Annotated in this window: 21 protein-coding genes and 1 tRNA gene; 8 read left to right on the forward strand and 14 right to left on the reverse strand. The window is 34.7% G+C overall.

Translation table 11 applies throughout. The annotated features are described in order from the left end of the window. Nucleotides 1-3 precede the first annotated feature (3 nt). On the forward strand, nucleotides 4-942 hold the full coding sequence (locus ATN92_RS03975) for a nucleoside hydrolase (RefSeq protein WP_056954832.1): 939 nt from the start codon (nucleotides 4-6) through the stop codon (nucleotides 940-942). 109 nt (nucleotides 943-1,051) lie between these two features. Here ATN92_RS03975 and ATN92_RS03980 read toward each other — a convergent pair whose 3' ends face one another. The 9 genes from ATN92_RS03980 to yycF form a co-directional block, all read right to left on the reverse strand. Next, entirely contained in the window at nucleotides 1,052-2,005 is a 954-nt protein-coding gene (locus ATN92_RS03980) for a hypothetical protein (protein ID WP_056954834.1), read from the reverse strand. 187 nt (nucleotides 2,006-2,192) lie between these two features. Next, nucleotides 2,193-3,809 (reverse strand): SLAP domain-containing protein, encoded by a 1,617-nt coding sequence (locus ATN92_RS03985; protein ID WP_056954836.1) that lies wholly within the window; start codon nucleotides 3,807-3,809, stop codon nucleotides 2,193-2,195. Between the two features lie 148 nt (nucleotides 3,810-3,957). Beyond that, the gene (gene rlmH / locus ATN92_RS03990) at nucleotides 3,958-4,437 is read right to left on the reverse strand and encodes a 23S rRNA (pseudouridine(1915)-N(3))-methyltransferase RlmH (protein ID WP_025085807.1); all 480 of its coding nucleotides are present in this window, start codon (nucleotides 4,435-4,437) and stop codon (nucleotides 3,958-3,960) included. A gap of 394 nt (nucleotides 4,438-4,831) precedes the next feature. Continuing rightward, nucleotides 4,832-6,217, reverse strand: a complete 1,386-nt coding sequence (locus ATN92_RS03995) for a S1C family serine protease (protein ID WP_056954838.1) — start codon at nucleotides 6,215-6,217, stop codon at nucleotides 4,832-4,834. Nucleotides 6,218-6,306: 89 nt separating this feature from the next. Then, nucleotides 6,307-7,113 carry an MBL fold metallo-hydrolase gene (locus tag ATN92_RS04000; RefSeq protein ID WP_056954840.1) on the reverse strand — a complete coding sequence of 269 codons (807 nt, stop codon included), beginning with the start codon at nucleotides 7,111-7,113 and terminating at the stop codon, nucleotides 6,307-6,309. Continuing rightward, nucleotides 7,103-7,918: a two-component system regulatory protein YycI gene (locus tag ATN92_RS04005; RefSeq protein ID WP_056954842.1), complete on the reverse strand. Its 816-nt coding sequence runs from the start codon at nucleotides 7,916-7,918 to the stop codon at nucleotides 7,103-7,105. The genes ATN92_RS04000 and ATN92_RS04005 overlap by 11 nt, the downstream gene beginning before the upstream one ends. Further along, nucleotides 7,919-9,232 carry a YycH family regulatory protein gene (locus ATN92_RS04010; RefSeq protein ID WP_056954844.1) on the reverse strand — a complete coding sequence of 438 codons (1,314 nt, stop codon included), beginning with the start codon at nucleotides 9,230-9,232 and terminating at the stop codon, nucleotides 7,919-7,921. After that, nucleotides 9,222-11,120: a cell wall metabolism sensor histidine kinase WalK gene (gene walK, locus ATN92_RS04015; protein WP_056954846.1), complete on the reverse strand. Its 1,899-nt coding sequence runs from the start codon at nucleotides 11,118-11,120 to the stop codon at nucleotides 9,222-9,224. Before walK ends, ATN92_RS04010 begins: the two co-directional genes overlap by 11 nt. Nucleotides 11,121-11,439: 319 nt before the next feature. Then, nucleotides 11,440-12,141 carry a response regulator YycF gene (gene yycF, locus ATN92_RS04020; protein WP_054642603.1) on the reverse strand — a complete coding sequence of 234 codons (702 nt, stop codon included), beginning with the start codon at nucleotides 12,139-12,141 and terminating at the stop codon, nucleotides 11,440-11,442. Nucleotides 12,142-12,322: 181 nt separating this feature from the next. Here yycF and ATN92_RS04025 point away from each other — a divergent pair. Further along, nucleotides 12,323-12,395, forward strand: a tRNA-Lys gene (locus ATN92_RS04025). 195 nt (nucleotides 12,396-12,590) lie between these two features. On the opposite strand, the gene ATN92_RS04030 is transcribed toward ATN92_RS04025, so the two are convergent. Next, nucleotides 12,591-12,956, reverse strand: a complete 366-nt coding sequence (locus ATN92_RS04030; RefSeq protein ID WP_056954848.1) for a TIGR02328 family protein — start codon at nucleotides 12,954-12,956, stop codon at nucleotides 12,591-12,593. 1 nt (nucleotide 12,957) lies between these two features. After that, nucleotides 12,958-13,341, reverse strand: a complete 384-nt coding sequence (locus ATN92_RS04035; protein ID WP_234032529.1) for a YbgA family protein — start codon at nucleotides 13,339-13,341, stop codon at nucleotides 12,958-12,960. A 268-nt stretch (nucleotides 13,342-13,609) separates the two neighbouring features. Between ATN92_RS04035 and ATN92_RS04040 the strand changes: the two genes are divergently transcribed. The 4 genes from ATN92_RS04040 to ATN92_RS04055 all read left to right on the forward strand — a co-directional run bounded on the left by ATN92_RS04040 (nucleotide 13,610) and on the right by ATN92_RS04055 (nucleotide 17,007). Further along, the gene (locus ATN92_RS04040) at nucleotides 13,610-14,566 is read left to right on the forward strand and encodes a LytTR family transcriptional regulator DNA-binding domain-containing protein (protein ID WP_056954850.1); all 957 of its coding nucleotides are present in this window, start codon (nucleotides 13,610-13,612) and stop codon (nucleotides 14,564-14,566) included. A 104-nt stretch (nucleotides 14,567-14,670) separates the two neighbouring features. Beyond that, entirely contained in the window at nucleotides 14,671-15,525 is an 855-nt protein-coding gene (locus ATN92_RS04045) for an ABC transporter ATP-binding protein (protein ID WP_056954853.1), read from the forward strand. Between the two features lie 200 nt (nucleotides 15,526-15,725). Next, on the forward strand, nucleotides 15,726-16,244 hold the full coding sequence (locus tag ATN92_RS04050; protein ID WP_220096145.1) for an ABC transporter permease: 519 nt from the start codon (nucleotides 15,726-15,728) through the stop codon (nucleotides 16,242-16,244). 16 nt (nucleotides 16,245-16,260) lie between these two features. Then, the gene (locus ATN92_RS04055) at nucleotides 16,261-17,007 is read left to right on the forward strand and encodes a helix-turn-helix domain-containing protein (protein WP_056954857.1); all 747 of its coding nucleotides are present in this window, start codon (nucleotides 16,261-16,263) and stop codon (nucleotides 17,005-17,007) included. A 45-nt stretch (nucleotides 17,008-17,052) separates the two neighbouring features. On the opposite strand, the gene ATN92_RS04060 is transcribed toward ATN92_RS04055, so the two are convergent. After that, the gene (locus ATN92_RS04060) at nucleotides 17,053-17,598 is read right to left on the reverse strand and encodes a 5-formyltetrahydrofolate cyclo-ligase (RefSeq protein WP_056954859.1); all 546 of its coding nucleotides are present in this window, start codon (nucleotides 17,596-17,598) and stop codon (nucleotides 17,053-17,055) included. A 67-nt stretch (nucleotides 17,599-17,665) separates the two neighbouring features. After that, a complete protein-coding gene (locus ATN92_RS04065; protein WP_056954861.1) occupies nucleotides 17,666-19,258 on the reverse strand; it encodes a cation:proton antiporter in 1,593 nt (530 codons plus the stop codon). A gap of 192 nt (nucleotides 19,259-19,450) precedes the next feature. Here ATN92_RS04065 and ATN92_RS04070 point away from each other — a divergent pair, with 192 nt between their 5' ends. Together ATN92_RS04070 and ATN92_RS04075 are read left to right on the forward strand one after the other, a co-directional pair. Continuing rightward, on the forward strand, nucleotides 19,451-19,996 hold the full coding sequence (locus ATN92_RS04070; protein ID WP_056954863.1) for a hypothetical protein: 546 nt from the start codon (nucleotides 19,451-19,453) through the stop codon (nucleotides 19,994-19,996). A gap of 413 nt (nucleotides 19,997-20,409) precedes the next feature. Then, nucleotides 20,410-20,913 carry a GtrA family protein gene (locus ATN92_RS04075; protein WP_056954865.1) on the forward strand — a complete coding sequence of 168 codons (504 nt, stop codon included), beginning with the start codon at nucleotides 20,410-20,412 and terminating at the stop codon, nucleotides 20,911-20,913. A gap of 72 nt (nucleotides 20,914-20,985) precedes the next feature. Here the strand turns inward: ATN92_RS04075 and ATN92_RS04080 are convergent, their stop codons facing one another. Continuing rightward, nucleotides 20,986-22,212, reverse strand: coding sequence for an MFS transporter (locus ATN92_RS04080; RefSeq protein WP_056954867.1), 1,227 nt, complete (start codon nucleotides 22,210-22,212; stop codon nucleotides 20,986-20,988). Nucleotides 22,213-22,229: the final 17 nt, after the last annotated feature.

The raw sequence follows: 22,229 nt of genomic DNA on the forward strand, positions 1-22,229 counted from the left end.
TGAATGACAAAAGTAATTATGGACTGCGATCCCGGAATTGATGACGCTATTGCACTAACTGTACTATTGGCGCATCCCGAAAAGGCTGATTTAATTGGCGTAACTACTGTCGGTGGCAATGTAAAACTAGATTACGTAACTAAAAATGCTAAAAAACTATTAACTTTTTTAGGTTCAAATGCCGAATTGGCTTCTGGACAAGCAACTCCTTTAGTTAAGCAAGTGGAGACTGCTGGTGAAATCCACGGTAAAACTGGAATGGACGGCTATGATTTCCCTGACAACAGCCAAAATTACCCGTTAGTTAGTCATAACGCCGTTACATACATGTACGATCGTATTTCTAAAAGTGACGAGAAAGTTAATATAGTTGCCACAGCACCACTAACTAATGTCGCCTTACTATTGAAGACCTTCCCCGAAGTTAAAGAAAATATCGAACACATCTATATTATGGGTGGCTCAACTCTTCAAGGTAACATTACCTTAGCAGCCGAATTCAATGCTTACGTTGACCCTGAAGCAATGGATATCGTCTTTAACTCTGGACTACCAATCACCCTTTCTGGACTCAATCTGACTGAAAATAAAGCCTTTTTAACAATGGACGAAATTAGTAAAATTAAAGATTTGGGCCGTGTCGGCGTCATGGCCAGTTCAATCCTAAATTTCTATACTAAAGCCGAGTTAGAAAAAGGTATGACCAAAATCCCAATTCATGATGCCTGTGCCGTTATCAGTTTAATTGCTCCTGAGTTATTTACTAAGAGCACTAACTACTCAATGGATGTTTCCTTGAGTAACGACCAATATCGAGGGATGACATATCCCGATCGTAGAACCGATGCTCCACAAAAGAACAGTATCAAAGTTCTCGAAGATGTTGACCGTGAAGCTTTTGTTAAGTTCCTGTTTGATTCAATTCAAAGTTATGAAAAATAAATTTTCATAAAAAAAAGAGTTCATGACTGTTAGATAAAAATCTAATAGTTTTGAACTCTTTTTTACCAGACTATTTTTATAAAATTTTAATTACCTATTCGACTTGAATTTAATCTAATTTATTTTTGATTGCATCTTTAAATTTCATATAAAAATCTCTAGTGCTTGGATAATGTCGATTTCCGTAGTGGGTCACCGAAATAGCGTCCTGAAGTAATTTTCGAAGTTCAGCTCCATTTTCATATTCGTCAAATTTTTTTGACTCAGATATCATTTTAACTAAACCTGTATTGCTATCGGTATCAGGATTACTTTGTGTAGTTCCAAATATAACAACTTGTTTAGGTTTTATTGAATTCAATTCATGAATTAATACGTCTATAGATTTATCGTAAATATCTCTCTTTTCCTTAACATCAGTTAAGGCATGTTCCATATCAATATGTTTTTCCTTATCCCATTTCAAAAGTTGTTCAGCACGTTCCTCATCCGATACATCTGAATTATTAAAAGATAAACCAGGCTTTTTTACGAAAAATTCTTTCAAAATATAACTGGAGTCACTGCTAATACATTGTTTGATAGCGTCAGTAACGTAACATCCTTTTGCATCAATGTTGTTAATCATTAATCTTAGGTTAAGCATATGTGAATCATGTTTATCATCAACATCATGGAACATTTTCCACTCAGATCTTTCAAGATTTGGACGGGCTGCACAATTCATAGCTAAGAACATATAGTTGTTATTGAACTCTCCATCAGGATCATAGTCTTTTGATTCCTTATCAAAAATATCTTTATACCTGAAATCAATATGATGAAACTTATCAATATATTCTCTTTTAAAACGACTATCCTCATTTGAAACATCCTTTTTAAGGGAATCAGAAAACTCTTGATCTAACTCTTCGTTTGAAGGTAAATCTGCCACATCATTTAAGAAAGTACCATAGTTATCAATACTGATACTTTTTGAATCCTTATCCAATTTTAGTCCAGTATCATACTTCTCTCCGTTTACCTTTGTAAGTCTGTCATATACCTCATAATTTTTTGTCATAAATCTGCCTCCCTAATCTTTTATTAATTTACTTAATAATTGTACAAAAATGGAATGTCACACTATGACATTCCATCGCCTTGTTGACATTTTTTTCCTTTTTTCACGAACTTTTTACACATTTAAAAGCGACACAAAATTAGACAAAAAAATAAGCTATCAATAATAGATAACTTACTTTCAATAATTACTTATTAATTCTAACAGCAAATTCAGGTTCACTGACAGCGTATGTCTTCAAGTTAAGACCACTGTTCAATCTAACTGTACTGATCCAAACCCATTCGTTTGATGAGATTTGGCCCCAGTATGAACCGTATTTATTTACAACTAGCTTAGAAATCTTCCATGATGTGTTAACTGGCAAGGTTTGTCCGTAAGTATTAGTTGATGGATCATATGTCTTTTGAGCAACCGTTGTTGTACCGATTAAACCATTACCTGGTGTTGGAATACCAGTATTAGTAGTTGTGTTGTTTGTTGTTGAAGTAGTTGAACCATTTGATCTAGTAATTGTTAAATCACTAGCTGGAATCCATTCATTATTACCAACTTCGTAGTAGATCATACCGTTAGCGTTCATGATACGTCCTAATTTCCACTGACTGCCATTTGGAAGGGATGATCCGGTACTCTTTCCAGAATCATTAACAATAGCTAATTCAGCGGTTGCTGTACCAATTTCACCAGAATCAGGATTAGCAGTTATTTTAACTTCACTATTAGTAGATGTTGATGTTGTAGGTGTTGTATTAGTTGAAGTTGTCATATTGCTACCGTTAATAGTTAAGTTATTGGCAACAACATACTCGTTTGTTCCAACTTCATAGAAAGAAGTACCGTTGATTTTAATAGTCTTACCAAGCTTCCATTGTGTACCTTGAGCAAGAGTCATATTGGTTTCCATTCCATCTGCGGTAACAATTCCAGTTCTAGCAATGGTTGTTCCAATTTTTCCAACTGAATCATTAGAACCAGTAGCAGTGGTTGGTGTTGTTGAAGTTTGTCCATTAACATTTACCAAAGTAGCATCGATATATTCATTCGTTGCAACTTGATACATTTTCTTACTACCGACTGTTATCAAATTACCTAATTGCCATTGACTACCTTGTGGCAAAGTCATGCCCATAGGTTTTCCATCAGGACCATAAATTGAAGCTGTAGAACTCAAAGTTCCAACCTTTTTGGCTGCTGTATTTGTAGTTGATGTGGTCGTTGTAGTGTTTGTGGTTGTTTGAGTTTGCTTACCAGCTGCTTGATTACTTGTATCGCTAGAAGTCATATTGGTAATAGAACTAGCAGCAATCCATTCGTTAGTAGCTACTTCATAGTAAACAGCACCATTGATAGTAGAGATAGCACCTAATTGCCATTGACTACCCTTTGGTAAAGTACGACCAGTATTTTGACCATTACTATTAACAATAGTTGTATTAGCACCAACAGTGGCAACGTTACGAACATCAGCATTATAGTTAGATGCATATTCATTTAACTTAACGCCATTTTCAGCGATGTCCATTGAATCAAAAGCAACCCATTCATTATTGCCAACTTGATAATAAGTTTTACCACGTAATTGTTTAGTTTGACCTAATTTCCATGAACTGAAGTTAGGCAAAGTTGATTTAGTGATATTACCGTTATCGTCAACGATTTGTCCGCCATCACGTCTAATTGTTCCTACTAATCCAACCAAACCACTAGCTTGGGCAGTTTGTTGTGGAAGAGCGGAAATTGCGGCTGGTGCCAACATAATTGCTACAGCAGAAGCTGCTAAAATCTTTTTACTATTTTTCATTATCTACATCCCCAAAGGAAATTATCTAAGTACTTATTTATTCAACTCTAATTCTAGGAGGAAATTTTTTATTAACAATATATTACCCAAAAACAAAATAAATTCTTAATAAAAAAGCAGCTCATTTCTGAGCTACCCTTACGTAATTTTATTTGTGGTATGTACGATGGTTGATAATCATAAATGAACGATAAATTTGTTCAGTCAAAACTAAACGCATCAACTGATGAGGCAAAGTGAATTTACCAAAACAAACACTGTAATCAGCACGCTTTGTAACTTCAGGACTAACTCCAAGTGAACCACCGATGACAAAAGTAATATCACTTGTCCCATATGTGGATAAGTCATCGATTTTTTTGGCCATTTCTTCTGAAGTTAATTCTTTACCACGCAAATCAAGTAGGATCACATATTCCTTATCCTTAATTTTGCTTAATATTCGTTCACCCTCTATTTGCTTAACCTTTTCATCCTGAGCCTCACTAAGATTTTCTGGTGCCTTTTCGTCAGGACATTCTACTATTTGGAACTTACAAAAAGCCCCCAAACGCTTAGCGTATTCAGCAATCCCCGCTTTAAAATACTTTTCTTTTAACTTACCAACGGTAACCATTTTTATATTCATAATTAACAAATCTCCTCAGTTAAATATCATACGAAACTATCAGTTAATTGCCAAATGATTTTTAAAATCCGAATTATCATGACAATTTATTTTTGCACCGAAGAATAAAAGTTTGTCTAAGCTTGTGTAACAACGTTCCTGGTTGATATAAAGCTTTTTTAGTCAATAGATATTTTGTATAGTTAAAAGTTATTAACAGCCGTGGGTAAAACTGTGGATAACTTTTCTACAACGTTATATCAAAATTTTGTCGACTTTTACACATGTTATTCACACTTGTGGATAACTTCTGTTGATTAGTCTTTTCTATTACCGAAGAAAATTTAATATATTCAAAAAAATGTTCAAAAAAAGACGTGAAACTGGCATTTGTCCGTTTCCACGTCTTTTTTCATTAATCTGATGTTTTCTTTGTTAAGTGTACTTTAGCTGTATTCAGCTTGCCATTACGGTAATATTGAATGTTTACAGTATCGCCAATTGAATGTGAGTACAAGGCTGTGTGTAAGTCTGCAACAGACTTGACGTCCTTATCGCCTAACTTAACGATCACATCGTACTTCTTCATACCAGCGGCCTTAGCTACAGAACCACTTGTTGTACTGTAGACAACCACACCTTTAGTTACACTGCTTGGTAACTTCAAGCTTGATTGTGAATCATCAGTAATTTGATCTAGGTCAAGTACTTTGATACCTAATGAAGGTCTTTCAACTTTACCATTTTCAACCAATTGATTAATGATCTTAACTACTTCATTACTTGGAATAGCAAAGCCCATACCTTCAACTGATGAACCATCAGTACTTGAGGCTAATTTCATTGAGTTGATACCAACAATCTGTCCTGCGGCATTAACTAATGGGCCACCTGAATTACCGGGGTTAATCGCAGCATCGGTTTGAAGAACAGTTGCTTCACCGGTAGCTTGTCCGGTATTTTGATCTTGAGTTGTTACAGTTCTATTTGTTGCTGAAATGATACCTTGGGTAACTGTTGTAGCGTATTCACTACCTAATGGTGAACCAATAGCAATTACTGGGTCCCCAGGTGTTACATTGTCTGAGTTACCAAATGAAGCTGTAGCAGGCACTTTACTACCAGGTATCTCTAATACAGCTAAGTCAGTTGTAGAATCAGTACCGACTAATTTAGCGGCAACCTTTGTACCATCTTCCAGAATGATTTCCAAAGAGTCTGATCCGGAAACAACGTGGTTATTAGTTACAATATAACCTTTACCATTTTGTTTAGCATAGATCACACCTGATCCTTCACTGTATTCTTGTAATTTACTACTATTAGAAGAACTTGAACTAGAATCAGATGAATTGGAATCTGAAGAATTACTGTCATTTGATTGTGAATCGTCAGAAGAGTTACTGTCACTGCTTCCACTATCACCAAACAAATCACCAAAGATGGATGAAATATCACCATTGCTGGATTGTTCTTTTTGTTTTTGAAGATTAATTACGGAAACAACCGCTCCATTGACTTTCTTATAAGCACCTGACATTGAACTAGAAGTGTTTACTTTAGTATTGCTTACTTGAGTCGTACCGGCAGTATTTCCAACTGCGGCGGAGTTTGAGGAGTTATTACTACCACCGAAGTAAGTGAACCCTGCGAAGGCAATAACAACACCTAAAGCGGCAGAAATAAAAGCTACAATTCCTGTCTTAAGTAAAGAATTGCTGCTAGATTCCTTGCCATTAGAACTACGCTTCTTTTCTTCTACTCTTGATTCAGATTTGTCGTTTTTTTCATCGTTATTCATGTAATTATTCACTCCCCATATTTTTTAACTATAATATAACTTCCAATTATGAAAAAATTATGAACTACATATGATTTATTTATAAATACCTACAACGCAATCAACGGATCAGCTATAGCAGGATCGGTATCGTTGATTTTAAAGTCGTGTCCAACTGCAAAATCATGATCTTCCAAAACCTGTGTAACTTCTGTCCGTGCAACTTGTTTAGTGTTGTTTTCATGACTCAAGTGACCTAAATATATCTGTTTAGTGTTATTACCGATAACATCCATCAACGTGTGAGCACCATCTTCATTTGAAAGATGACCTTTTTCACTAAGGATTCTTTGCTTCAATGGCCAAGGATAAAAGCCCTCACGTAACATTTCAACATCATGGTTACATTCCAACAAATAGCCGTCCGCATTCTCAATTGTCTTTTGAACACGTTCAGATACATAACCCGTATCCGTTAAAATAACGAATTCTTTACCATTATGATAAAACTTATAAAATTGTGGATCAGCTGCGTCATGTGAAACTGCGAAACTTTCAATATCCAGATCATCTAAAGACATAATCTTATTATGTTCAAAGACATTGATCTCATCTTCAGGTACTTTACCGATTTTGGGCAACATTGCTTGCCACGTTTTTTGATTGGCATAAACATTCAGATTATATCTTCTAGCTAAAACACCAACACCTTTAATATGATCCGTATGTTCGTGGGTCACAAACAAGGAATCAACGGTATTAATATCTTTACCGATACTTTCCATCGCCTCTTTAATCTTTTTACCTGAAAGACCTGCATCAACTAAAACGTGATGTTTCGGGGTCTCAATATATGTAGCGTTACCTGAGCTGCTGCTAGCAAGCACACTAATTTTTAAACTATCATCATTGGGCATTGTAACTATTATCTCCATTTGCTGAATTCTTTATAATATTGCCCGTAAAGGCATTAACCTTCTTAATAGAACTAACTTTACTATCTTTATTTCTAATCGTTACAAACCAAACTGGAATATAAATCGTACTATTCTTGGCTACCAATAATTTCGTATATGCTAAGTTGGCGTAAGAAATCTTGGAGTTGTTTGGTATTTCAGAGTTGGCATACAAGTTAGTGATAACTTCTTTTTCACTCTTGATTGTCTGACTTTCATGTAAAATGATCATCGTATTAATATGGGTCTGAGTATAACTAACAACTCGACCACTTTCAATTGTAAAGGTCAGTTGGCAAGTCTTATCATAAATCTCACCTAGTTTACCTGTTCCTACATAAACCATTTGCGAAGTCGTTGACAATTGTGGTGCATACTTATAATCTTCGCCAAATAGTACATTTGATTCCTTCTTAATGAATTTATTCATTAATTTTTGTCTATCCTCTGTTGTGACCGCAATAGTACTGTTTAAATTACTTGTAAGTTTGCGAGTATTTTCATCATATTGAACTTCTTGATTACGTAATTTATTAACATTTTGAGCTAAAGAATTATCTGGTTGTGAGCCTAAATAATAAGCACTACCATTTTTGGTATCCAAAGTTCCAAAACTGATATTACGCTTTCTCATTTCCGTAACAGTTGAAGTATTGGTACTAGAACTGCTGACCAATTGCTGACTATTTCGAAATGACAAGAATAAAAAGATATCTAATGAGAAAAAAACGATTAAGAAAATTACTTCAATTCTTCTAAAATCCATCTATTTATCCTCCGCAGTATCATTTGCCCAGTCACTATATGGTTTCCAGTGATTTTCGATTTTAATGTAATAAGTTGGTTTCAAATCGACAACTTTTTCATTATCAGCTTCACTTTCCCATTGATAACCAACCTCAATATCCTGGACATCATTAGGTGAATAGCCTGATCTTTCTAGTCCTTTAAAAATATCACTTGTCGATTTCAATTTAGTTGAGGCCTGATCCGAAGGAACTGGGACTTCTAGTACTTTATTTAGGAAATGTTCTGTACTTCCTTTGCGACTGAATTTGATTCGAATCGAACCGAATTCACTCTTCTTGAAAATTGGGAAACCTTCAACATATTCTCTGAAGACAAGATTCTTATCCTTCCAATTAGCACTGTACAAACGTAAGTTAGAGATGGAATTTTGAAGATTAACCACCTTTTGATAACCACGTTGCAAGAAGGCTAACTGAGTCTTAGGAACTGAGGTATCCGTATAATCCTCAAAACTCAATTCACCAGAATTATGATCCGAAACTAGACGTTTTGACTCACCATAATTATAGGTATAAACGCCATTATCTTCAGAAGTGACCAATCCATTAGTATTTGAATCGAATAACGCCGTTGTATACTCGCCATCATCCTTACTACTAATTACATATGAGTAAGATTTCAATTTAATAGGTTCAGTATAGAAAGTGAAAACACCATGCTTCATAATGTTCAAACGAATTTTCAAATTAATATTAGCCTTTTTAACTAATTTAGAAATTGGTGCCGATGTTGCATTTCTAACAGGTGCCTTATAAACAGCGTAATTACTGTCATTGGCCAAGTAGATATTACTATCCTTTTTATCTTTCAAATTAATCAAAATTCGATTGAACGAATATGACTTATCATTGCGTAAACTGTTGTTATTGAGCAAATAACCCAAAATACTTGTTGAAATTGAAGTTGGATAGACTAATTGAATAACATCTTTTGACTGGATAATCTTTTGATAATAAGCCCCATCCTTTTTAGAAACTAATTTGGGACTATCAATTTTCCAATCTTGCATAATTTTTTGAATACTCAAAGCAATATTATCATTGCTGTTATAAATCAATTTTTGATCATCATTATCATGCCAAATTACTGATGTGGCACTGATAACCTGATTGATTGGTACTTCATTTTTATTCGATTGTGTCGATGTAACGTCGATATTGCGTCCTCGTTGATAACGAGCTGTATTCGTCCATATAAAGAATGAGAGTACGATACTCGTTATAACGGCGATAACTAATAAGATCTGAATGATCAAGCGACTAAACTTCATCCCATTCTCCTCCTGTCTCGTTAGGGTCAAATGGTAAGGAAATGTAGAATGTTGATCCCTTACCTTCGGCACTATTTACCCAAATTCTACCTTTGTGTTGTTCGACGATCTCTTTGGAGATAGAAAGTCCAAGTCCAGTACCACCTTGTTTTCTAGAACGTGCCTTATCAACACGATAGAAACGTTCAAAGACCTTCTTGATATCCTTTCTAGGAATACCTAATCCTTCATCGGAAATGCTAATAATTATATGTTTATTAGTTTCCAATAAACGACATGTAATAACACCACCATCTGGTGAATACTTGATAGCATTATTCATAATATTATCAATTACTTGTGTCATCTTATCAGTATCAATTTCTACCCACAAATCTTTGCTAGTAAAAATACGTTTAATTCGATAATTTTTGGCAATCTTAGAACCATTTTCTTTAGCATCAGCCTTCTCTTTTTTCAGCATCATATCGAATCGATCCAAAATATATGAGAAGAACTCGTTAAAGTTAACTAGTTCCTTATCCAATTTCGAACGACCTTGGTCCATTCTTGACAAACTTAGTAGATCTTTGATCATTCGAATCATACGATCAGTTTCTTCAGCAGTAACGCCTAAGAACTGTGGTGCCAATTTTTGATCTTTCCAAGCACCATTATTCAAAGCATCAATGTAACTACTGATACTTGTTAGTGGGGTTCTCAATTCATGAGAAACGTTGGAAACGAATTGACGACGCTCACTATCGATCTTTTGTTGTTCAGTAACATCATGTAGGACACAAACCATACCACTAATAAAGCCACTGTTTCTTTGGATCAATGAAAAATCAGCGTTCAGAATCAATGAATTATCGCCACTGGCATCATCATAATCTTCGTTCGAATCATTGGTTTCAATTACCATTGGATCAGGATTCTCCAACAAATCGTCAAAACTCGTCCGATCTTTAATCCCCAAAATATCAACTAATGGTTGGCCGATAGCCTCATCTTCATCTTTATCCAAAAATTCTTGTGCCATTTCATTAATAACCGTTATGTTACCGAGACGGTTTGTCGCAATAACACCATCGGACATTTGCGTCAAAACGCTATCCAACCTTCGTCGTTCGGATTCCGAATTCTCGGTCGCTTCTTCAACTTTAACCGACAGATCATTAACAGCCATAGCCAATTGTCCTAACTCATCAGGTGAATAAACACGAACCTGACCAGAATAGTCTCCTTCAGCCATACGAACGGCCTGTTGCTTCATTTCATCAATCGGTCTGGTAATTGCTCGAGAAATGAAAATGGCAATCACAGCACCTAAAAGTCCAGCTACTAATGAAGCTGTTAGGAAAATCAAAATAATGTTATTAATACCGGTATAAACTGATTCCATACTGGCACGAACATAAATTGCTCCCACAACTGTACTATTATCTGGAGATGTCACTGGCACGATCGATTCGTAAGAACTACCGTTATCTCTTTCATAGTAAATTTGGGTAATTCGTTTATCAGTTCGAATACTCTGTTTGATATTATCTTTCAAAGTTTGCGTTCCAATAATACTATTACTTTCGGAATCCTTGGCCCCAACAATGATTCCACTTCGATCAATGACTTGTACATCGGTAATATCAGTACTGATTCGCGAATAATCTTGAATCGCGTTACTGATATTGTCACGAGTATGATCATCATTATCAGTCAAATTCTCTGAAATTTGATTCAACGTATACGCTGGAATTGAAACAGAAGTTTCAAAGTTTGCAACATTCTGATCTTCCAATTGACGTACAAAATAAGCCCCAATGATTTCAATTGTGACTATAAGAATCAAGATAAAAGATAATCCGATTTTAAAATTAATTGAATGTAAAAAAGCAAATCTATTTTTCACAATATTTCCACCTAAACAATACAGACTTAATTACATTATACAGCTATCCAGATGACAAAAAAACTGACTGACATTTTATATGCCAATCAGCTTTTTAATTTTATTTTTATTTTCAATGATGAAATTCTTCAGTCTCTTTTGATGGTTGGTTTAGTTTGTTTGCAGCTGCGATGGTTTATTTGCTTATGTTGCTGCAAACGGGCTCCGCAAAGGCAACCTCTTCCGGTTTGCTACAGTAGTGGAATTGCACGTAAAGTACACGTGCGATTCCACTACTTAGGCAAATCCTCGGAGGCTGACCGCCTTTGCTCCGCCCTCTCTATTCTCCATCAGGATCTCTCAAATAATATCCAACTCCACGTCTGGTCATTAACCATTCTGGTTGGCTAGGATTATTTTCAATTTTTTCACGTAAACGTCTTACAGTAACATCAACTGTTCTAACGTCACCGAAATAATCATATCCCCAAACAGTTTGAAGTAAGTGTTCACGCTTCATAACTTGTCCTATATGTTGAGCTAAATAATGTAGTAATTCAAACTCACGGTGTGTTAATTCAATTTCTTTTCCATTTTTAGTTACTGTATATGCATCAGGAAGGATGGTTAGATCACCGATTTTAATTTCACTTGTCTTTTTATCATCACTCTGCATATGACTTTGTGATCTAAGACGTGCTTTGACACGCGCAACTAATTCTCTATTTGAGAATGGTTTTGTAACATAATCATCAGCCCCAAGTTCTAGGCCAATGACTTTATCAATCTCAGTATCCTTAGCTGTTAACATAATGATTGGAGTATCTTTAGTTTTTCTGATAGTTCTAGCTACTTCAAGACCATCAATAACTGGAAGCATTAGATCTAGTAAAATCAAATCTGGATTATCCTCATCTACTTTATCCAAGGCTTCTTGTCCATCAAAAGCAGTTATGACTTCGTAGCCTTCATTTTCCAAGTTATATTTAACAATATCGGAAATTGGTTTTTCATCATCTACTACTAGAATTTTTTTAGCCATTTTATATCTCCTTGACACAATTATTATACTAGTTATTAACCATTAAAACAAAATACCCATAAAGCTACCTTAAATTTTTTGAACTTTTTTTAAAAAAGTACTTGCTATAAATTTGGAGCTTATGGTAAGATATATCTCGTTGGTTGAGAGGGAAACAACTTATCAATCAATTGAAATTCATGGGTGGTTAGCTCAGCTGGCAGAGCAACGGACTCTTAATCCGTGGGTCTGGGGTTCGATCCCCCAACCACCCATAGCAATTATCGCTTAACCGATTATGATGAAAATCATGATCGGTTTTTTAGTGTCTTTTTTTAATTTTTTCAAACAAAAAATGTTAGTAATAAAACTAGCAGTTACTCATACTAACACTTTCTTCTATGATGTGCCAAAATAACATTTTTCATTAAGATTAACTGCACAAATACCTATAGTATCTTAAGATAATGCTACTGAATAAAAATTCCTTTTGCCTTCAAATTATCAATACACTCTCTTAAATATGCATCATTATGCTCAGGATATATCGGACGTGTATTAGGCGTTTTTTCTAATTCATTATATGGTTCACAATGTATCCCTCTATACTTTGGATCAAACCAATTATCGTTAGGCTTATATCCTCGACTGACCATCTCATTCATGACTAACAGGTGAAATTGATACAGCTTATAAGGAGAATGCTTAAAAACATAGTTCACAGTAGAGTGCTTTTTACCCCAGCCGTTACCTCTAAGAGCCGCAATTTCTCTATGTTGACCTAGTAATTGTTGTCTAGGTAATTTGGAAATTAAATCTTCATGCCATAATCTCATATTAATTTTTTCCCAATTCCTTTACTATTCTTGATTGCATAAGATACTTTATTTGATACTTATAGGTCAAGTCTCTTAAGAAGAGCCCTACTTGGTCATTTTCAGGCTCTAAAGACGCAATTAATTTAACATACTCTTCTTTTTCAGAATCAGTACATATTCTCTTAAAGTAACCCCAAATATGTTGATAAACATTGGTTAATGTTTTCTTTGTAGGCTCAACATTCTCTAAAGACTTTATAACTCTTTCAAATTCTATGTCCTTAGTTTTGGACCACTCATTATTTTTAGCCATCAAACGAATTTCATCATACTTTTTTTGAGATTTCGACATTACCCAATATTTATTATATGCCCACTTATTTTGCCAATTAATAATTATCATCACCCCTGTATTTATTTAAACAATTAAATTATCCACACGTCTTAATGACATAATATTCTATAAATAAAAATCATATATACACTATGTTTTGAATACAAGAAATTGAATTTCAAAATATAATTTAATAATTCCAATAAAAAAGTTAAAACTAATCCCACTATTTCAACTAATCTTGAAATTGTGGGACTTTTTAGTTGAAATGGCATTCTAAAGAGATGGTCTTTGCTAAAATTGAATTACTATTAAAGTCTCAATTGTGGAGTGGAAAATGAATTTAATTGAATTCAAAGATGTTGCCAAACAGAACAAAAATCAAAGTATCTTTAACAATCTTTCTTTAAAAATCAATTCACAAGAAAACATTGGTTTAAAGATGTCACACACTGAAATAAACACTTTTTTTGATTTATTAGAACAAAATACCCTGCCTAACAGTGGTTCAATCACCAATCACGCTCAAAGCACCTCAATCAAGCGTCATAACGATGGTATTTACCAAAAAATAACTGTTAAAAGTTATCTCCAATTCTTTAATCAGATAGCTGCTCAACACGTCGACATAAGGAAGCTAGCACCCCAGTTCTCTCTAGGAGACAATTTGGCAATGAAAACCAACACTCTTACTACTGATCAGATTGAAAGACTACACCTTTTTCGAATTGCTCTTTCACAACCAGATTTAGTTTTTATTGAAAGTCCCTTAAGAGACTTATCAAACGAAGGAATCAAATCTTATCTCAAGGCCTTAAAAGTCGTTCGCCAGAAATCAACTGTTGTCGTTATTTCATCATATATGGAAGAACTCTTGCAACTCAGTTCTACCATATATCAATGTGTCGACCATCAATTAGAAAAAATCGATTTAGAACTAGATAAAGATTCCACTAAACCACAAAACATCTTCCGTCTCTCCAGCCATCTTGATGATAAAACAATTTTCTTCAGTCCTAACGAAATCGACTTCATCGAAAGTATCAATGGTGTTAGCAATTTTTCCGTCAATTCTGAGTATTTTCCTTCCTCTTTAACAATGGAAGAACTCGAAAAGAAGCTTGTTCACTTCGGCTTTTTCAGATGTCACCGCTCCTATCTCGTTAATTTACAACGCATTTCAGAATTGATCAGTTATTCCAAAAATAGCTACACTTTAATTTTAAAAAATAGTAAAGAAACTCTTCCTTTATCTCGAGCCAAATTGGATCAACTCAAGGATCTACTTCAATAATGTGGGTACATTTCAACCTATCTCTTCCACAACTCGCTAATTTTTGAAAACTTATTTGTTCTTTCCTTGTATTCTATGTTTGTAAAAACAAGGGAGGAAACAACATGGCAATCGCACCAATAATAGAAGTTAAACATCTTTATAAAAACTTCGACAACCAAACGGCTCTAAAGAATCTTGATTTTTCAATTCGTTCCGGTGAGATCTTTGGTTTCTTAGGTCCCTCTGGAGCTGGTAAAACAACAACTATCAAAATACTCACGGGACAGCTCATCGCAAACTCCGGCACCGCTACCGTTTTAGGAAACAACAGCCACTACTTCAAAGAAGACATTTATGAGCATATCGGTGTCGTAACGCATGATAGTGGTTTATATGAAAGTCTCTCTGCTTACGAGAATCTAAGGACCCTTGCTCGTATCTTTAACGTTGATAAAACGAGTATTGATTCTTTATTAAGACGAGTCAATCTCTATAATGATAGAAAAAAATTAGTCAAAAAATTCTCACAAGGTATGAAACAAAGATTAATTTTGGCACGAGCCATCCTCAATCGCCCTCAAATACTTTTTCTCGACGAACCGACTAATGGTATTGACCCTGGCACAACTCAAAAAATTCATCAATTAATTTTAGAATTAAAAAATTTTGGTACTACCGTTTTTCTAACTACGCACAATATGAATGAGGCCGCTAAACTTTGTGATCGGGTGGCACTTCTAAACAATGGAAAAATTGCTGAAATAGGTTCTCCACAAGCTTTAAGTTTGAAGTACAACAAGAAAATCCAATACAAAATTCTTTTAAAAGATAATACTGCACTGAAATTAACCGATTCTGAAGAGACACGACAAAAAATCAATTGGTGGATGGAAAATAGTGAACTACAAACTATTCATTCCTGTGAACCAACTTTAGAAGATGTCTTTTTAGAAGTGACGGGGAGAAAACTAAAATGAATATATCAATGCGAAAAATAAGCGCAATTTTTATCTTGAGATTACACCTAATTTTAAAGAACCTCTCATTACTCATGGCGCCACTGATGGCAATCGGATACGTTATCGCTTTTAAAAATTTTTTTCCATCTAATTTACCCTCCCTCAGAGCTCTAACTTTAAATATGGGGATCATCCTAAACATAACAATGGGTGGAATCATGTTTGGTTCTTATCCAATTGCTGAAGAAAAAGAACATCACACTCTAAGGGTCTTGATGACTTCATCGGTCAATGCTACTGAATATTTCATTGGTAGTTTGCTGCCTTCACTTTTAATTCTTACCTTAGTAAGTATTATTCTCGTGCCTTTAAGCGGTACTTCTTGGCAACAAGTATCTATCATTAATTATTTAGTTATCACTATTATCTGTACTATCATCAGTATCTTAGTAGGTTTCACAGTTGGAATTTTTTCTCACAATCAAACCAGTGCTGGTGTTTTAAGTTTATTACCAACCGTTATTTTCACTTTTATTCCTATGTTTAAAGGTTTTAACAAGACTATCTCCACTATATCCGATTTTCTATACTCAGGAGTAATCGCCAAATTTATTAATCAGAGTTTACTCAAGCATAGATTCACTTGGAATTTATTTGACGTTGGTGTTTTGATAGTCTGGTTAATTATTTTTTCTATTGTTCTAATTTATGCTTACAGATATAAACATTTCGATTAGTCTGGAGGGATTCATTATGTTAATAGATTACAGTGAAATTTTAAAGACATCTGGTTTTTCCAATCAAGAATTATCCAATCGACTAGGTATTTCTATCGCTAAAGTTGAATTAATTGAGAACAAGCAATTTTACCCTAATGAATCCTTGGCTCAAAAAATTATCCAATTTTCTAAACAAAAGGTCAATTTGACCCCACCAGTAGTAGCCGACGATTTTCAATTCGGTCAACCAATCAAATTAAGACGAGTAATATTTTCTATTATCTTCATTATTTTTGTTAGTCTTCTATTCACGGGCTTTGGCTATCAACCTTTCTGGGTATTTTTATTAGTACTATTAATCGGCCTATTCGTAACATTGCCTAGTTGTTTTAACGATTATTGGTTAATTAATAGGGATGGTCTCAAAATAAATGCATTCAGTTCTTCCAGCACTACTAAACTTACTCAACTGCTCCACATAATTCCCCTCACTCAACGAACAATTTCATATCAAGATATCGATCATATTAACGTTATTTATCGTACAAGACCCCGTACTGGTCCATTCGACATCAATCCAGATATTCTTCAATTAATTTGTACCCTGAAAAATAATCAAGAATTATCCATAAATCTCAATGTATCTCTCGAAAAAAATCTTCTAACTTTGATTAGAGTATTCACTTATCAAGGTGTCGACGTATATGATCAACAAAGAGTTCTTCTCGCCTTAACTAAAAAGGAGAATCTCTTTCAAAAATTCAATCCAAAATTCTCCTAAAAAAGAGTTCACTATAGAATCATACATAGTGAACTCTTTTAAAATTTAATCTACCAAAATTAATTTTTGAATCTTAACATCATAGTCTTCAATTTCCCAATCAGCTGTAGCAAAACGCATTGCTGAAGGTACTAAGGCTACTGTAGAACCAGAATATTGAGCCAAGAAACGGTCATAATAACCGCCACCGAAACCTACTCGATAATTTGAATCTTCTGCAAAAGCTAATCCGGGAACAATCACTAAATCTGGTTCCTGATTAACCAACGTTTCATCATATGCCGGTTCAGGAATTCCAAACTTACTAGTAATCAAATCTTCACGACTGTTAAATGGTAAAAAGACCATTTGGCGATGTGGCATTGTCTTAGGTAAATAAACTTTTTTACCTTCTTTACGGGCTGCTTCCACAATAATTGGTGTTGGTACTTCAATTGGACTGCTGACAGTTGTCGCAATACTTTTAGCATTTTGCCATTCAGTTGTTGCCATCAATTTCTGCAATAACTTGGCAGCTTCAACTTTAGTCTTAGCCTGATTGGTTTTCAATTTTTGAATTTGTTGTTGTCTCAAGGTTTTTTTATCTATGATAAATCCCTCCCGGTCTTAAATTCTTGCTTTATAAGTTTACATTTATCGTTAACGAAAAGGAACCAACTTAATCTGTTTCTTCTTCATCTTCCGAAACAGTGGGCCCGATTACCAAAGTTTCTGCTAAAAGAATCTCATTGTAAAGTTCAAAAACATAGTTCTGGTACTTTACTTCACTTTGTGAAATCATATCTAAATACTCTCGTTCTTGAACAAAGGCATTCATAAAGGCACGCATTTCCAACTCTTTTTCTGCCCCTGTAAACTCTGGATGGCGTACGACCTCAACCCAGGCTTTGATAAAGTCTCTGGTTCTCGTACGCTGTTTTTGTGCCATCAAGTCAAAGATAACCGATTTTTTAACATTATCGGGTAGATACATTTTATTAACCGAATCAATTGCCCGGTGAACCATCTCTACTCTAACTTTGTCGATTTCTTTTTCTGCATCATCATCTGTTACGTCTTTCTTCAATAGGAAGCGAAAGGCAATCGTTGGTACTATCAAACTCAAGATGATAAGAACGCTTTCCGACATTAAAACTAAATTGAAATCAGCATTGGTTACGTGATATTCAGCTAATGTGTAGGCCAAAGCTAGTGTAACAGCCCCGTGAACACCACCTAAGGCAAAGATCCAAGACGACTTATTGTTAAAATCTAATCGTAAACGACCATAGAGATATCTCGCCAAAACATTGACCAAATAAAGCGTTATACCAATCATGATCCAGGTCAACGAGGCATCTGTAAATTTTTCATCGGAAATAATCTTCGTAAACATATATCCTAAAATTACGAAAACTGTACTATTAAAAATTTCAGTAATCATTGAAACTAAATCAAATCCTAAATGAACTTGGGGTGCGTTAATCAAACGGCTACGCTGTGCTTCGGCGTTATGGACTAAGCCGGCACAAACTACGGCAATGATTCCAGAAACGTGAATTTCTTCAGCTGCATAATACAAAACAAATGGTGTCAGAATGTAAATTAAACTCTGCGCATTTAGGGAATTATACGAGCTTCTCAAAAGTATCTGTCGGAACAGAACCATGACCCAAGCTGCCGCAAAGCCAAACAGAACACCACCTCCAGCTGAAATGAAAAAGTCACCCAAGGTTTCTCCGTAATTAATGTATCCGTTGATGTACCAAAGAATTGCCATATTAAGTAGGATAATTCCGGAAGCATCATTGAATAACGATTCCATTTTTAAAAAAGTACCTTCATTTTTAGGCATCTTCAATCCATTAGTGACCGACTCCATTGCCGTAGCATCAGTCGGTGTACTAATAGCTGCCAAAATGAAAGCTAGTGGCAAACTGATTCCGGCAATTTCCCAAACACCGAAACCGGCTAATATCATACAAATAACAACTAAAAAGACAGTCGTCTGAATAATGTGTTTCAATTCTTTCCCAACTGCATTCAATCGTGTTGCCTGACCCTCAAAGAATAGCAATGGTGCAACAATCAAGCCAATAAAAATATCGGAATTAAAGGTCATCACGTTCTTACCCATGATAGGAATAAAGAAAATCAGGGCACCAATGATCATACTGATATAATTGACTGATATTTTCGAAAAAACTTGAGCCAAAAAGATACTAACAACCGATGCCAATATCAAAATAAATGTCGAAACCATTAAACTCATAAAATCTTCCCCTTAATGTTTCCAATTAATCAAATTAAATATAGCACATCCCTATTCAGAATAGCCTTTAGACGCAATCTCTATCGATTTATTACTATATCGTTTATTTACCAATTTACAAAATGATACGTTTATAATTATTAGTAGTATAACGAAAGCGTTCACAAATTTGAATCTAAAGAGGTGTTATTCATGCATACAGTCGATTCAAAAATTTTAGCTTCTGATAATTTTTACAAAGATGACCTTAACGTCAAAAATAAAATATTCAAAGTTAGACTCAACAACAGCCAACCCTTACGTGATACCATCTATAAGTACTCCAATGAGATTGTTGGCATGACCTACAAATTGAATGTTCACATTGATAATGACATTCACATCTGCGATGTAGAAAAAACCGTTCTGGATATTCCCTTTAATGAAATTAAATTTATCCAGTTTGGCATTCTCCGTCTTTTAGGTTCTGTCAGTTCCGTTCCAACTAATATGTACTACCTCTTAATTTATATAGAAACAAAAGAGTCTATTAAATTAGGTATGGTTGATAACTCATTGCAGCATTATTTTGATTACGTCAAGTTATTAAAGGATCATGATTTTCCTTTAGAGGACCCTTTCAAAATTGCCGAAATGAACTTAACGGATCGTACCCAGATCTATAATTATCTTCAAAAAAATTATGATAAACTGGCGGTCACAGCTGGCCATCACTCAAATAAATCCCATCTCAATTAAGAGACGGGATTTATTTATTTAACAACTTCTTAATGCCGACCATATCTTCATTAATACCAAATAGACCTCCGCCTGGCTGTGACTGCGATGTGGCATGTAAATTATCTAATGTCGTGTAAGCATTTCCATTTCTAAGATTGGCCGTTTCTATCAAATAACCTTAAAGTGAATTAAAATGTTTCACATGGAACATATGGTGTTTGGTCACTCATCAAATACTATATCTTGTGTTTGAAAATCCTCCTTGTTTTAATCTTAAAACACCATGATATTTAATCCTACTATTGCAATCTTTTGATAAAATAATTTAAATTATATTTAATTTTTTAAAACTTTTAATATTTGTTTCTCTACACTAAAAAAGGTTTAAGATAGAACTATATTCACAATTTCTAGGGGAAGTTGATACACATATGAACAAAAAAACTGATTTAGAAGAAGAAAATTCACTAACGAAAATTGTCGACGATGTTTCTGAGGGTATTAATGATGCTGGTCCTGTATTTTCAACTGAGGATTATGCCGAATCTGAAAGCAATGGTAAACAAGCAGTTCGTTACCTACTTTGGGGACTACTTTCTGTTGTAGTTAACTTTGGTACTTTCTTTATCCTTTATCGAGTGCTCAAAGCTAATTATCAAGTTGCTAACATTGTTGCCTGGTTCTTGGGTGTTCAGGTTGGTTTCTGGGTTGATCGAGTTATTGTTTTCCGTCACAAATCAAGCACCGCCTTCAAGGAAATGTTGGCTTTCTATGGTACACGTATTTTAACTTTCTTAATTGAAAGTGCCACTCTTTGGGTTGGTATTTCATTGATGAGTGCCAATGGTGCCGGTACTAAAGTAGTTGGTCAAATATTGGCTATCGTCGGTAACTACATTCTTTCCAAATTTTTTATTTTTAAAAATCGTAAGTAATTCGCTTAAATCAAAAAATGTTCATATCAACCAGATATATTGGTCGATATGGACATTTTTTATTTTTCACATTTAATTTTCCAAGTTAACTGCTGGTGCATCAGTTTTCACTCGTTCATGGCGTTTAACAATCAAAGCCAGACCAATCCCAATAATCGTGATAACCACATTTAAAAGAATTATCATTCTTGGAGCATCGGCACCGGTCATCTTTGTCAAATAAGCAGCAATTGATAAAACGGCATAATTGGCAGTGCTGGAAGCTATCATAACCAATGACGTAGCTAATCCTTTGCTTTCGGGGAAGAAACTGATGGTTGTTGAAGTTGCCAATTGCAAAACACCTCCGGCAGCAGCATAACCGATTACGAAACTTCCTATATAAAGAATAACAGGACTAGTAATGAAGTAACAAAGCAATAACATAATAACGGAAATGCTTGGATAAATAACTAATACAGTTGTTTCTTTCAATCCCAAATGGATTAAGCGAGCTGTCAGTAAAACTGCTACTGTAGCACCTACAGCGTAGAAAGATTGTAGAAGACTTGGATTCTTAACGCCATAACTTGCACCTAATTCTTGGTTACAATTTAACCAAATCATAAAAGTTGTTGAACTTGTAAAGCCAATTAAAATAGAAGCAATCGCAGCAGCTGAAAAATGATGTTTTACCGTAATTTTATTTTTACCTGTAGTAACTTTTTCTTGCTGTGGAAATGGTAAAAACATTACTAAGAAAGCATCTGCTAACATCAAAATACCACAACCAATGAAAATAATTTTATAAGATAAATGGGCACTGGCTACTAATCCAATTACGAAAGGTAAGAGGAATTGAGCTACTGTAATTGAGAATTTTGTAAAAAGATTAGCGATTGAAGCTGACTTAGGAAAAATTTCCATGACACTTGGAGAAATACACGTATCCAAGAAGGAATTAGCGGCGCCATTAATGATTCCCATAGCATAGGCAATCCATAACTGATGTACTGAAATCACACCAAAGAAAAACACTACATATAAGAAAATACCAATTAAGCCACTAACTCTGCGTCCCACTTTATCTGAAATGGGACCGGCAAATGGATAAGCTAACAATCTACCTAAACCATATGCGGCAATTACTGAGACAACCATCGAAACATCTATTGCTCCATTAGAGAGTGTTGAAGCTCCCCAAGCCTTCGCAAATTCAGCTTTGTATTGTCCCATGATCGATAATGCAATTCCTAAAATAAAATAAGCAAAATATAGAGCAAAAGCAGTTGGGTAGTACTTTTTCTGACTATTCACCATTTTACTATCCTCCATTG

The sequence above is a fragment of the Companilactobacillus bobalius genome (assembly GCF_009764355.1).

Coding starts and splice junctions, on each gene's coding strand:
- ATN92_RS04010 (WP_056954844.1), bottom strand. CDS start 9,232: ATGAAGTTTAGTCGCTTGATCATTCAGATCTTATTAGTTATCGCCGTT.
- ATN92_RS04065 (WP_056954861.1), bottom strand. CDS start 19,258: ATGAGTTTAATGGTTTCGACATTTATTTTGATATTGGCATCGGTTGTT.
- rlmH (WP_025085807.1), bottom strand. CDS start 4,437: ATGAATATAAAAATGGTTACCGTTGGTAAGTTAAAAGAAAAGTATTTT.
- ATN92_RS04045 (WP_056954853.1), top strand. CDS start 14,671: ATGGCAATCGCACCAATAATAGAAGTTAAACATCTTTATAAAAACTTC.
- yycF (WP_054642603.1), bottom strand. CDS start 12,141: ATGGCTAAAAAAATTCTAGTAGTAGATGATGAAAAACCAATTTCCGAT.
- ATN92_RS04055 (WP_056954857.1), top strand. CDS start 16,261: ATGTTAATAGATTACAGTGAAATTTTAAAGACATCTGGTTTTTCCAAT.
- ATN92_RS03985 (WP_056954836.1), bottom strand. CDS start 3,809: ATGAAAAATAGTAAAAAGATTTTAGCAGCTTCTGCTGTAGCAATTATG.
- ATN92_RS04070 (WP_056954863.1), top strand. CDS start 19,451: ATGCATACAGTCGATTCAAAAATTTTAGCTTCTGATAATTTTTACAAA.
- ATN92_RS04035 (WP_234032529.1), bottom strand. CDS start 13,341: ATGATAATTATTAATTGGCAAAATAAGTGGGCATATAATAAATATTGG.
- ATN92_RS04040 (WP_056954850.1), top strand. CDS start 13,610: ATGAATTTAATTGAATTCAAAGATGTTGCCAAACAGAACAAAAATCAA.
- ATN92_RS03995 (WP_056954838.1), bottom strand. CDS start 6,217: ATGAATAACGATGAAAAAAACGACAAATCTGAATCAAGAGTAGAAGAA.
- ATN92_RS04000 (WP_056954840.1), bottom strand. CDS start 7,113: ATGCCCAATGATGATAGTTTAAAAATTAGTGTGCTTGCTAGCAGCAGC.
- ATN92_RS03980 (WP_056954834.1), bottom strand. CDS start 2,005: ATGACAAAAAATTATGAGGTATATGACAGACTTACAAAGGTAAACGGA.
- ATN92_RS04030 (WP_056954848.1), bottom strand. CDS start 12,956: ATGAGATTATGGCATGAAGATTTAATTTCCAAATTACCTAGACAACAA.
- ATN92_RS03975 (WP_056954832.1), top strand. CDS start 4: ATGACAAAAGTAATTATGGACTGCGATCCCGGAATTGATGACGCTATT.
- ATN92_RS04075 (WP_056954865.1), top strand. CDS start 20,410: ATGAACAAAAAAACTGATTTAGAAGAAGAAAATTCACTAACGAAAATT.
- ATN92_RS04080 (WP_056954867.1), bottom strand. CDS start 22,212: ATGGTGAATAGTCAGAAAAAGTACTACCCAACTGCTTTTGCTCTATAT.
- ATN92_RS04005 (WP_056954842.1), bottom strand. CDS start 7,918: ATGGATTTTAGAAGAATTGAAGTAATTTTCTTAATCGTTTTTTTCTCA.
- ATN92_RS04050 (WP_220096145.1), top strand. CDS start 15,726: ATGTTTGGTTCTTATCCAATTGCTGAAGAAAAAGAACATCACACTCTA.